The organism is Synechococcus sp. R55.7 (genome assembly GCF_047461955.1).
In the GTDB taxonomy this organism is placed as follows: Bacteria; Cyanobacteriota; Cyanobacteriia; order Thermostichales; family Thermostichaceae; genus Thermostichus.
Genome location: NZ_JANSIC010000022.1, coordinates 4919 through 16273 on the forward strand (window position 1 = coordinate 4919; position 11355 = coordinate 16273).

Consider the following 11355-nt stretch of genomic DNA (forward strand, 5'->3'; position numbering starts at 1 on the left):
TGAGTTGCCGCCAATCCCGCCAGAGGAGATGGATCCCATGTGCAACGCCCGTAAGGACTACGGCTGGCCAAAGTGCTCCGCACTCCTGTTGCCAGCGCAACCGGCCCTCTTTGCCGGATCCCTGGCGGCCTTTGCCCTTGTGCTCCACGCCGTTAATGGGAACGTCCTGCCGGCTGCTTTGGCCCTGACCCGTTACCAAGTGCATGTACTGGCGGATGGGGCGGCGGAGTTGGCTCAGGTGCGCACCCAGGTGCCGGATGCCTATTTTGTGCAAGGGGATGGGCAGGTTTTCATTCTGGCGGGGACGTTCATCAACCGTAGCCATGCTCAACGCCGTCAGGCCGACTTGGAACGGCTGGGGTTATCGGTGCGGGTGGTGAGCCGCCAAGAGACGGATCCCCCTCTGCCCCCTGCTTTTCCTGCCCAAGCAGCACCCAGCCGCCCTGCTGCCAGCTCAAAAGCCTCTGTGCCGCCGACGCCAACCGCTCCGCCCTTGGATCCCCAGCGTCCCTTTGCCACCCACGTGCCCAACCCCACCGGTGATCCCCGTTTGGAAGAACGGGTGCGCCGCTTCTTTCCAGGAGCCACTGTGGTGCAGTACCGCGGCCAGGTTGCTTTGCAAACGGGAACCTTCTCCCGCCTGTCGTTGGCCCAGGATCAAGCCCGCTGGCTAACCGCTCAGGGGTTACCGGCAGTGGCGGTGTCGCTGGTAGGAGAAAATGCGGGCCAGGATCCCATCTCCAACCCAGCACAAGGAGAGCGCTATTGGGTGTTGGTGGCGGATCCCACCGGGGAGAAATGGCCTGCGCTAAAACAACTCCTAGAGGGATCCCTGCCCTTGATCTACGATGACCTGCGGGTGGTGCGCACAGGTGGGTTTGCCGACCCTGCTGCTGCCGCCGAGCAGGTGCGTTACTTGGCCGGCCAAGGCTATGAAGCGGGGATCTTCCCCGCCGATCTGCGCCGCTCTCAGCCTCTTTTGCAAGCGGATCCCGTCTCCTCCTCGCCTGCCCAGGCTGTTCCTCCTGGGGAAGAAGGTGGCAGCGGATTTTGGGTGGTGGTGCCGGCTGGGGAAGAGGCCCTACCCAAGCTGCAACAGTTTGCCCCTGATGCCTTCCTGCGGGGCTCAGTGATTCAGGTGGGCACCTACCGGCAACGGGCCAACGCCGAACAGGCGCGGCGCTCTCTGGCCGAAGCAGGGTTCGATGCCCGCATCCTGCCCGTGGAGTAGCCAAGAGCCACTTCCGCCATAAACGCTCTCCTCCTTCCCTGCCGTTGGGGATCCCCATTCGGCCCAAATGGCGACTTGGGTGAGTTTCTGCTTTTGACATACTCCCCACCCTACTGGCTTGTCAAAGCCTACAGCCCGCTTGGGCGAATAGAGCGGTTGACTACCCTGCCACTGCCCTGAGCCTACCGTAAAGCCCTCCTCAAGGACGGAGCGTTTGGGCAACTGGGCGAGGCTGGTAAGAAGGATAGGCCAGCCGTTGCACCACCTGTTTGCAATACACCACCTGTTTCAATAGCAGTGCGGAGCATTTTTCCTAGAGGGCTTGCTTAGCCTGCTGCAGCGTCTGCTCAAACACCTCCAGCGGCTGCGCACCGGAGAAGGCAATGCCGTTCAAGATGAAATGGGGAGTGCCACCGATGCCCAGTTGAGAGGCCAGGTCGATATCTCGCTGAATGGCGCGCTCTGCCGCCCGACTGCGCCGATCCCGATTGAATTTTTCTATATTCAGGCCCAGCTTCTCAGCAGTGGCCACATAAAACCCATCCCCAAGCTGGGATTGGTTGGCAAACAGCTCGTCGTGAAACTCCCAGAACTTACCTTGACGTTGGGCGGCCCAAGCAGCCCGGGCAGCCGACATCGCTTCTGGGTGGATGCTGGTCAGGGGCAGGTGCTTGTACACCAAGGTCACCTCATCCCCGTGGTCGGCCATGAACTGCTTGAGGGTGCTGTGGGCGCGGGCGCAGAAGGGGCATTGAAAATCGGAGAACTCCACCAACACTAACCGCAGAGCGTCGGATCCCAGTCGAGGGGAATCTCCGATGACGGCGCGTGGGTTCTCCCGCAGTTGACGGCCAAATTCTTCCGCCAGCCGCTGCTGTTGTTGCTGCTGCTCCTGGTACTGTCGCTGCTGGTATTCCTGTACGGCCTCCAGAATCACCTGGGGGTTCTTTCGAATGATCTGCAGCACCTGCTCTTCCAAATCTGCCGGGGCAGCCGCCGCCGCTGGTAGGAAAACCGGAGCTCCACTTCCCACTCCCAGCAGAACCACCAGCCCGAACAAAAGCCCAGCTCGAGCCCAAGCACGAAAAATCCTCGCTAGCCTATTCATCCCAACCCCCCTCTCAAACATGCCTAGAGCCGTCGCAACTCACCCAGCCTACCGTCAGATCCCAACAGTGTCTATCACTCGTTCGGGGGGGTTAGGAATTGGTGACCTGCAGAAGCTGCTCCTTGATCCGCTGCAACTGGCTGGCCCAGCGGGGATCCGGCTCAGAGGCTGCCTCACTTTCGGCGACGACGGTGGAGCGCCCACCCTTATTGCCGCGCTGGCGTTGCTTTTTGCTGGGGGCAGGGTTTTCTGCCGACTCTTTAGAGCCCTTGGCCTCAGAATCTCTGGACGCTCTGGAATCTTTGGAACCTCTGGACTCTTTGGATGAAGGCTCAGAGGTCGCTGTTTTGGATTCGCCTTCTTCCCCTCGGTCGCGCGGCTGGGCGAGCTCAATGCGCAAGTTGACATCCCCAAAGCTGTGGCCGTTGAACTTTTCGATGTACTGCTGCGCCTGCTCTTCGGTGTTCACCGTTACAAAGCCGAAGCCGCGGCATTTGCCTGTCTTCCGATCCCGGATCACCTTGGTGGAAATGACCTCACCGGCAGAGCGAAAGAGCTTCTCCAGTGCCTGACGATCCACCTCTTCCGGCAGATTTCCAACATACAGACGCACAGGCATGATCCAGCGAAGCTCCTAATCGAAATAACAAAAGGCCAAAATGCAAAGCGCTACATCTAGGGCGCTCAAGCCCATAACATCAAACCCGGAACCCGGTAGTCCATTGTCACACCATAGCGCGCCGCAAAGCGCAACCCTTGGCAATCACGAAGCTATTTTTTAATTTACCTCAACCTGGAGCCGCGAAGACGAGGAGAACGGTTTTTGTGAACGACTGCTTTGTACAGCCGGTTTGTACAGCCGGCTTTTGCAGCTAAGCTAAGCCGGTGTTGTTCAGGCGATCCCGATGTTGAAAAGGTCGCGCCTGGGGGCCTGTGTAGTCGGCTACAAGATGTCCTTGCCCTCGCAGTTGGTAGCGGTAAGTCACCAAGCCTTCCAAGCCCACCGGGCCGCGCGGCGGCAGTTTTTGGGTGCTGATGCCCACTTCTGCCCCAAAGCCGTAGCGAAACCCGTCGGCAAAGCGGGTGGAAGCGTTGTGAAAGACCCCCGCTGCATCTACTTCATCCAAAAATCGCCGGGCAGCAGCGGCATCCTCGGTTACAATCGCTTCGGTATGGCGGGATCCGTACTGCTGGATGTGGGCAATGGCCTCGTCAAGGGAGCCCACCACTTTAATAGAGAGGATCAAATCGGCATACTCGGTGCTCCAGTCGGCTTCGCTGGCCGGGATCAGATCCGGCACCAGCTCGCGGCAGAGGGGATCCCCCCGCAATTCCACCCCCTTTTCCCGCAGGGCCTTGACCGCCAGAGGCAAAAAGTGGGGGGCTATGGCCTTGTGGACCAACAGGGTCTCGATGGCATTGCAGGCGGCGGGGTACTGGGTTTTGCTGTCCACCGTCAGCTTGATTGCCATGTCCACGTCCGCTGCCCGATCCACGTACAGGTGACACAGGCCATCGGCATGGCCCAATACCGGGATGCGGGTATTCTCCAGGATGTAGCGGACAAAGCTGCTGGAGCCGCGGGGGATGATCAGGTCTACCAGCCCCTCCAGTTGCAGTAGGGCCTTGACCTCGGCGCGGCTGGTGAGCAACTGCAGGGATCCCTGGGGGAACTCCGGGATCTGTTGCAGGCCCGCCTGGATGGCCGCCATCAAGGCTTGACAGGAGAGCAAAGCTTCGGATCCCCCCTTGAGCAAGACGCTATTGCCGGTTTTCACCGCCAGGGCAGCAATTTGCACCAGAGCATCGGGCCGCGACTCGAAGATCACCCCCAGCACCCCCAAAGGGTAGGTGCGCCGTTCCAAAATTAGCCCCTCGTCCAGTTCCCGGATCAGCAAAGCTCGGCCCACCGGATCCCCCAGCCGGATCACCTGCCGCACTCCGGCCACCATATCTGCCAGTTTGTGGGCGTCCAGCTTCAGGCGAGCATAGGCAGATGCCGACAACTCCCCGGCTTTCACCATCTCCGCCGCCCGCTCCAAATCCGCCCGGTTGGCGGCCAAGATAGGCTCTTGGTGCTCCACCAAGGCAGTGGCCATGGCCTCTAGAGCGGCATTCTTAATAGCCGTGGGCAAGGTGGCCGTGTGTTGGGCAGCAGCGCGGGCCAACTGCACTTGGGACAGCAGCGGGCGCTCTGAGGCAGATGCAAGCGAGCTGGGGCAATCGGTGGCAAGGGACATAGAGTCAGAAAGGGGGCAAAGTGCCCATTTGGAAGAAAAGGGTTGCGATGATAGGTTGTAACAAAGTTGTGTTGAACTGTGATCCTAGAAGCACCCCCGGCAGGGATCCCTATGCTAGGTTGGGCACAGTCGGTTGGGGTTATCTGTAGCCTACCAAAATCCGGATCCCACTTGCTGCAGCAGGGGAGCCTTTCCTTGCTCTCGATGCTTCTAAGCTGAAGTTTGGATAGGGGAAAACCCTTGCTCGAAACCCAGTTCCCTGACGATTAGAGATCCACCTCGTCAACCTCGATTTAGCGCCTTCCAGGAGAGCCAATGAGAAAGCGTGGGTTTGTGGTCAGTGCAACGGCTGCAGTGATGACAGCGGTATCGCTGGTCGGCGTGCAGCTATCTATGCCGGGTTGGGCGGGGTTTCGCCGGGATCCCAAAGAGGTGGTGGACGAGGTTTGGCAAATTGTCAATCGGGAATATGTGGATCCGTCTTTTAATTCCCTGGATTGGGAAGCGGTGCGGCGGGATCTGCTCAGCCGAGAGTATGCCACCCGAGAAGATGCCTACGCGGCCATCCGGGAAGCCCTGAAGAAACTGAACGATCCCTACACCCGATTTCTGGATCCGGATCAGTTTGCCAGCATGCAAATCGATACATCCGGTGAGCTGACCGGGGTGGGGATCACGCTGGGCATGGATCAGGAGACAAACGAGCTGGTGGTGATCTCCCCCATTGAAGGGTCTCCTGCCGACCGGGCTGGGATCAAATCCAAAGACGTGATCGTGCGCATCGACGACAAGTCCACCGAAGGCATGGACACCAACGCTGCAGTCAACCTCATTCGGGGCGAGCCGGGTACGCGGGTGCGGCTGACCATTCGCCGCGAGGGGGAAGGGCTAAAGGTGTTCGATTTGGTGCGGGAAAGAATTGAGCTGGCCACCGTGCGCTACGAGGTTCACGAGGAAAACGGCCTGCCCATTGGCTATATCCGGATTACCCAGTTTTCCGGCAACGCCGCCGAGAAGATGCGCCAAGCCATTCGCGAGCTGGAAAAACAAGGGGTAGCCGCCTACGTTCTGGATTTGCGCGCCAACCCAGGGGGCCTGCTCTACTCCAGCGCCGAGATTGCCCGCATGTGGATTAACCGGGGCAGCATTGTCTCGACGGTGAACCGCCAAGGGGAGCAGGATCGCCTGACGGCCAACAACACGGCCCTTACCGATAAACCTTTGGCCGTTTTGGTGGATGGTGGCTCGGCCAGCGCCAGCGAGATTCTGTCGGGGGCTCTGCAGGATAACCGTCGCGCCGTGATTGTCGGCACGCAAACTTTCGGCAAGGGCCTGGTGCAGTCGGTGCATCCCCTGTCCGATGGATCTGGGCTGGCGGTAACCATTGCCCGTTATCGCACTCCCAACGGTAACGACATCGACCACAAGGGCATTACCCCCGACATTTTGGTGGAATTGTCCGAGGAAGATCTGAAGCGGCTCAGCCAGAACCGAGAGCTGGTGGCCACCCCAGCCGACCCACAGTATGCTGCTGCCATCCAGGCTCTGCAGGCTCAGATCTCTGCCCGTCGGCAACAGGCCCAGGAGGTCATTCGTTTCTCTTCACGTTAGCCGGTGTTGGGGGCGGTTTTGATGGGTCTCAGATCTGGCACTCCTGAGACTGGGGTTAAGCCGAGGCCCAAGCTATTTAAGACTATTAAGACTCTTCTCATTCGAGTTATTCGAGGAGTGTTGACCAGCGCCGGGCTGGGGATGCTTTTATTGTTTCTGTAGGTGGCGCGTAGCACAATGGCGGGGTCGAAGATCGCGGGATCCATAAACTTGGCCGGACGGGATCTGCTCAAGCTCAGCGACCTAACCCCGGCGGAGCTGTCGGCCCTGCTAGCCCAGGCGGCTGAGTTAAAGCGGGATCCCTATCGGGTGGAGCTGCGGGGTCGGGTGTTGGGGCTGTTGTTTCAGAAAGCTTCTACCCGCACCCGCGCCAGTTTTACGGCAGCCATGGCCCAATGCGGGGGCAGCACCCTGGATCTGGTGCCGACAGTGATGCAGGTGAGCCGTGGCGAACCCCTGCAGGATACGGCCCGCGTCCTCTCCCGCTACCTGGATGTGATCGCCATTCGCACCTACCACCAGAAGGAACTGGAAACCTTTGCCGAGTATGCCGATATTCCGGTGATCAACGCCCTCACCGATCAGTTTCACCCCTGTCAGGTGTTGGCCGATCTGCTCACCATTCAGGAGAACTTTGGCCAACTGGCGGGACTGACCCTGGCCTATTGCGGCGATGGCAATAACGTTGCCCACTCCCTGCTGTTGGGTTGTGCCATGAGCGGGATCCACATCCGCGTCGCCACCCCCCCCGGTTACGAACCGAATGCGGCAGTGGTGGAGCAAGCCTGCGCTCTGGCCCAGGGATCCCAGGTGTTGGTGCTGCAGGATCCCCAGGAAGCCGTCTCTGGAGCTCAGGTGGTCTATACCGACGTGTGGGCCAGCATGGGTCAAGAAGCTGAGGCCGAGGCCCGCAAGGCCACCTTTCTGCCCTACCAGGTCAATGCCGAGCTGCTGCAACGGGCGGATCCGCAAGCCATTGTGCTGCACTGCCTGCCGGCCCACCGGGAAGAGGAAATCACCACTGAAGTATTGGAGGGATCCCAGTCCCGCGTGTGGGATCAGGCGGAAAATCGCCTACATGTGCAAAAGGCACTCCTGATTCAGGTGCTGGGCGCAGGATGACCCCTCACCCCCAGGCTAGAGAGCGGGTTAGCAAATGAGCTTACCGGAAAACTGGGTCTATGGTCATTTCGATTTAAACCAGGACACTGCACCCACACCCCAAACGTTGGTCGCGTCGGCGTTGCAGAGCAATAGCGTTGCGGAGCGATAATGCAGAGGGCCAGAAGGTTTTTCAAGGACTCCGTCCCGCTGGCGCGACCAGTAGCCTAGGCGTCTCACCCTAACCTGAAATGACTATATTTGACAAAACTGGCCCAAATCCTAAGCTGGCTACCGATTACTGCTGGGGCGGCGGGCTGCAATCGCCAGGCTGACATTGGGCACCCGCTGCAGGGTATCCATCACCTCCACCACCTTGCCGTGGGAGAGGGCCAAATCAGCGTTGATCACCACCAAGCGGCGCCCTTCAGCCGGCTTCTCGGCCAGGATGCGTTCCACTGCTGGGATCAGAGCAGAGATATCGGCAATCTTCTCCTGATTGACAGCAATCTGTCCTTCCGCCGTCAGGCTCACCGTTACATCCGGCTGCAGACGAACTTCAGCTGTAGTGGCATCCGGCAGGTTGACATCCAGAGCCTCGGAGCGGGTGAGCACCAGGCTGGCAATCACGAAAAACACCAGGATCGAGAAGATGACATCGATCAGGGGCACGATGTTGATCTCGCCAGCTCGGAAGTTCTCTTCGGGGATGCGCATAGGTTAGGAGGGCTCAAGCGAGGAGTAGGGGGGAAGGGTGGAGCTGCCACTGGGGCTAGATTGGGTGTAGGAATACTGGGAAAGCTGTTGGGCCTGCATCTCTTGCCGCTGCCGATGCAGCAGCTCCAGCATGCCGCCGTACTCTTGGATCTTAGAGAGTTGCCGCAGGTACAAAGAGCGGAAGACGTTGGAAATCAACAGGGTGGGAATAGCCACAATCAGTCCAAAGGCCGTCGAGTACAAGGCTTCGGCGATCCCCCGACCTACCCCCTGGGTATCGGTGCCGCCGATATCCCCCAGTTGAATGGAGCTGAGGATCTGGATGATGCCGGTGACGGTGCCCAACAAGCCCAAGAAGGGGGCAACGGTGATTACGGTGTCGAAGACAGTGTTGAAGCGCTTCAGCAGAGGCACTTCTGCCGCCAGGGCCGTTTCCAGAGCCAGCTTAAAATCTTCCGGGCTGGCCTCGTTCAGCTCCAACCCGGCCAAAAAGATGCGGGCAATCGGCAGATCGGCATTTTGCTCCAGCAAATACTGGGCAGCGCGTGGGTTGCGGCGGTACTGGCTCAGGGCTTGCTGCACCACCTCCTCCTGCCGATGGGTGATCTTCCACCAAAACAGCACCCGCTCAATGCAACAGGCCACTGAGAAGACCGAGAACGTCAACAGGGGGATGGAGTAGTACCAACCCTGGATCATGAGCTGCAAGACTCTATCCATCGATCCTGATTCCCCCCTCCAAGCGGCAATTTACGCTCATCTTGTCATAGCACTTTCTCGGCAGGGCTGGGATCCCTTCTTGCGCGGCGAAGGTTGCACCTTTTGGCAATTTTGCCCCCATGCCGGATCTCATCTCGTCAATTGTCAATCCAGAGGGCATACTGGTTGCAACAATTTTGGATCCCGAGGGCGTGAATTATGAAATTCAGACGCTGGTTGGGTCTTTGCTGCGCCGGCTTGATGGCATTGCTGTTGACGGCTTGCGGCAAGGGATCCGCCCCCTACGACAGCATCGTGGTCAATTTTGTAAACACGGCCACCCCCAGTCAGATTGCCGCTATCGCTAAAGAGTATCACTTGACGCTCCGCCCCAGCAGCGACAGCGCTTTTGCCCGCCAAGAAGCGATCTACCTGTTTGACGTGGATGCCAACCACCTAGGATCCACGCGGCGGCTGGTTAAGCGGCTCACCGACGAAGCCTTGATCGAGTATGCTCACCCCAACTATCAATTCCAGGCGGCTTTCGTGCCCAACGACCGCCTCTATCCCCAGCAATGGAACCTCAGGGCCATCCGCATGCCGGAAGCCTGGGACATCTCCCAAGGGGAAGGGGTGACGGTAGCCGTGGTGGACACGGGAGTAACACGAGTGCCGGATCTAGCCCAAACCCAATTTGTTAAGGGCTACGACTTTGTGGATGACGATGAGGATCCGGAAGACCTCAACGGCCACGGCACCCATGTGGCGGGAACCATCGCCCAATCCACCAACAATGTCTTGGGTGTAGCCGGCATCGCCTTCAAGGCCAAGATCATGCCGGTGCGGGTGTTGGATGCCAACGGCTTCGGATCCCTGTCGGATGTGGTGGAAGGGATCCGCTATGCTGCCGACCACGGGGCTACGATCATCAACCTCAGCCTGGGTAGCCGCGCTTCTGCCCAACTGATGGAGGAGGCGGTGGCCTATGCCCACAGTAAAGGGGTGACGGTGATCGCAGCCGCTGGCAACGAAAACTCCAACCAGGTGAGCTACCCGGCCCGTTACCCGCATGTGATCGCTGTCTCGGCCACGGGGCCCAACGGGGAGAAAGCCCCCTACTCCAACTATGGGGTGGGGGTGGACATCTCTGCTCCCGGCGGAGCCAAAACGCCTGATCACCCCGAATACGGCATTCTGCAGCAAACCATCAATCGTCGTAACCCCAACGAGCCGGTCTTTGCCTACTTCCAAGGCACCAGCATGGCCACTCCCCACGTAGCCGGTGTGGCAGCTCTGATCCAGGCTCAGGGCATCAAAGACCCGGACAAGGTGGAGGAAGTGCTGAAAATGTCGGCTACCCCAGTGCCCGGCGACAAACAGAACTTCTACGGGGCTGGTCGTTTGGATGCAGCCAAGGCGCTGGCCAGGGCCACAGGGCAACAGGAGGAAAACCCCTTGGTGCTCTGGTTGAAGGACTTCCTGCAGTACCTGAACAACAATGGCTACCTCAACCCACGCTTCTGGTTCGATGGTGGCCCGATTGCTCTGGTGCCGAAGCTGCTGATGGTGGTGGGCGGCTACATTATCCTGGTGCTGATCCGCTGGTGGCTGGCTCCCAAGCGGCTGCTGCAGACGGTGCCTTTGCTGGCTGGGATGCTTTTGGGCAGTGCCGGTCTTTTCCCCTTGCAGGGGTTGGCGATTGTCGGTGGCCCCCGTTGGCCCTTCCAATTGGCGGGTAGCTCCCTGCCGGAGTTGGGCACCGCCTTTGCCCAGACCAATGCCTTGAACCCCCTATTTGCCAGCGTGTTGATCCCAGGCCTGTTGATGTTGCTGCTCCTGGGCCATCGGCGCTGGCGCTGGGCGGTGATTGGCTTGTGCATTGGCATGGCCTCGCATCTGCTCTTGTCCGGATCCCTGTTTTATGAGGGGGTGCTATGGCTTGGATCCTCTGCTTGGTTGGGTCGCTCCTTCTTGCTCTTCAATGGCTTGCTCTGCCTGGGCCTGGCCTACTTGGGAGCGCAAGCGGCTACGGAATCTCAATCCACGGCAACTGGGCTGGCGCTGAGGCAGTGATGCAAGAGTACAGCGGTACCATCCAGTTCCTGGATATCGAAGGGGGAGTGTGGGTGCTGACGCTGCCTTCCGGCGAGCACTATGCCCTTTTCCGTGCCCCCAAAGAGCTCTTGCAAGAGGGACTAGAGGTCACCATCCAGGGACAGATCAGAGAAGACATGGTGACGGTGGCTCAGGTAGGGCCGGTTTTAGAAGTCAAGAGCTTCCAGCGGCAGCCCTAGCTTGGCTTGCGGCTCCGGCCATACCAATCGGGGATCCCCAAGCGGGGATCCCTGCTTTTCGATGTCAGAATGCTTTTACAGTCGCTTCAAACAAGATTGAGACACCTCGCTGCCGACCCTCACCCCTAGCTTCTCTCTCAGGAGAGAAGGAAAGTTAGGAAGCAATGCAACGAAAATGTTTCATTTCCGTTTAAAAAGAATCTCGTTTCCACGGCTGAGCATTCACGAAGCTCAAAAAACGTAGGTAGGCAGCTGTATCCCGTGACCGCTTAATACTTACATAGTCATAAGTCTGTAGCCTGAACAACTGGGAAACCATCATCGCTGTTTTAGAGGGGAAACCTACTGGCGAAA

Annotated in this window: 10 protein-coding genes; 5 read left to right on the forward strand and 5 right to left on the reverse strand. The window is 59.1% G+C overall.

The window, feature by feature from the left end:
* On the forward strand, positions 1 to 1231 hold a 1231-nt coding region (locus NW820_RS02190; protein WP_414406571.1), incomplete at its 5' end, for an SPOR domain-containing protein.
* 313 nt (positions 1232 to 1544) lie between these two features.
* Here NW820_RS02190 and NW820_RS02195 read toward each other — a convergent pair.
* From NW820_RS02195 to NW820_RS02205, 3 genes are all read right to left on the reverse strand, one after another.
* Positions 1545 to 2264, reverse strand: coding sequence for a DsbA family protein (locus tag NW820_RS02195; protein ID WP_414406572.1), 720 nt, complete (start codon positions 2262 to 2264; stop codon positions 1545 to 1547).
* A gap of 166 nt (positions 2265 to 2430) precedes the next feature.
* Positions 2431 to 2958 (reverse strand): RNA recognition motif domain-containing protein, encoded by a 528-nt coding sequence (locus tag NW820_RS02200; RefSeq protein ID WP_011432462.1) that lies wholly within the window; start codon positions 2956 to 2958, stop codon positions 2431 to 2433.
* 253 nt (positions 2959 to 3211) lie between these two features.
* A complete protein-coding gene (locus NW820_RS02205) occupies positions 3212 to 4579 on the reverse strand; it encodes a glutamate-5-semialdehyde dehydrogenase (protein ID WP_414406573.1) in 1368 nt (455 codons plus the stop codon).
* A 315-nt stretch (positions 4580 to 4894) separates the two neighbouring features.
* Between NW820_RS02205 and ctpC the strand changes: the two genes are divergently transcribed.
* Positions 4895 to 6190, forward strand: coding sequence for a carboxyl-terminal processing protease CtpC (gene ctpC / locus NW820_RS02210; RefSeq protein ID WP_414406574.1), 1296 nt, complete (start codon positions 4895 to 4897; stop codon positions 6188 to 6190).
* A gap of 204 nt (positions 6191 to 6394) precedes the next feature.
* Positions 6395 to 7312 (forward strand): ornithine carbamoyltransferase, encoded by a 918-nt coding sequence (gene argF / locus NW820_RS02215; protein WP_414406576.1) that lies wholly within the window; start codon positions 6395 to 6397, stop codon positions 7310 to 7312.
* Between the two features lie 270 nt (positions 7313 to 7582).
* Here argF and NW820_RS02220 read toward each other — a convergent pair whose 3' ends face one another.
* On the reverse strand, positions 7583 to 8008 hold the full coding sequence (locus NW820_RS02220; RefSeq protein ID WP_011432458.1) for an ExbD/TolR family protein: 426 nt from the start codon (positions 8006 to 8008) through the stop codon (positions 7583 to 7585).
* 3 nt (positions 8009 to 8011) lie between these two features.
* Positions 8012 to 8704 (reverse strand): MotA/TolQ/ExbB proton channel family protein, encoded by a 693-nt coding sequence (locus NW820_RS02225; RefSeq protein WP_369791770.1) that lies wholly within the window; start codon positions 8702 to 8704, stop codon positions 8012 to 8014.
* 222 nt (positions 8705 to 8926) lie between these two features.
* Here NW820_RS02225 and NW820_RS02230 point away from each other — a divergent pair, with 222 nt between their 5' ends.
* Together NW820_RS02230 and NW820_RS02235 are read left to right on the forward strand one after the other, a co-directional pair.
* Positions 8927 to 10780, forward strand: a complete 1854-nt coding sequence (locus NW820_RS02230; RefSeq protein WP_414406575.1) for a S8 family serine peptidase — start codon at positions 8927 to 8929, stop codon at positions 10778 to 10780.
* On the forward strand, positions 10780 to 11001 hold the full coding sequence (locus NW820_RS02235) for a hypothetical protein (protein WP_414342539.1): 222 nt from the start codon (positions 10780 to 10782) through the stop codon (positions 10999 to 11001). Before NW820_RS02230 ends, NW820_RS02235 begins: the two co-directional genes overlap by 1 nt.
* Positions 11002 to 11355: the final 354 nt, after the last annotated feature.

Bases quoted from the DNA above. Each gene is read 5' to 3' on its own strand.
- NW820_RS02200 (WP_011432462.1), bottom strand. From the start codon at position 2,958: ATGCCTGTGCGTCTGTATGTTGGAAATCTGCCGGAAGAGGTGGATCGT.
- NW820_RS02205 (WP_414406573.1), bottom strand. From the start codon at position 4,579: ATGTCCCTTGCCACCGATTGCCCCAGCTCGCTTGCATCTGCCTCAGAG.
- ctpC (WP_414406574.1), top strand. From the start codon at position 4,895: ATGAGAAAGCGTGGGTTTGTGGTCAGTGCAACGGCTGCAGTGATGACA.
- NW820_RS02220 (WP_011432458.1), bottom strand. From the start codon at position 8,008: ATGCGCATCCCCGAAGAGAACTTCCGAGCTGGCGAGATCAACATCGTG.
- NW820_RS02230 (WP_414406575.1), top strand. From the start codon at position 8,927: ATGAAATTCAGACGCTGGTTGGGTCTTTGCTGCGCCGGCTTGATGGCA.
- NW820_RS02235 (WP_414342539.1), top strand. From the start codon at position 10,780: ATGCAAGAGTACAGCGGTACCATCCAGTTCCTGGATATCGAAGGGGGA.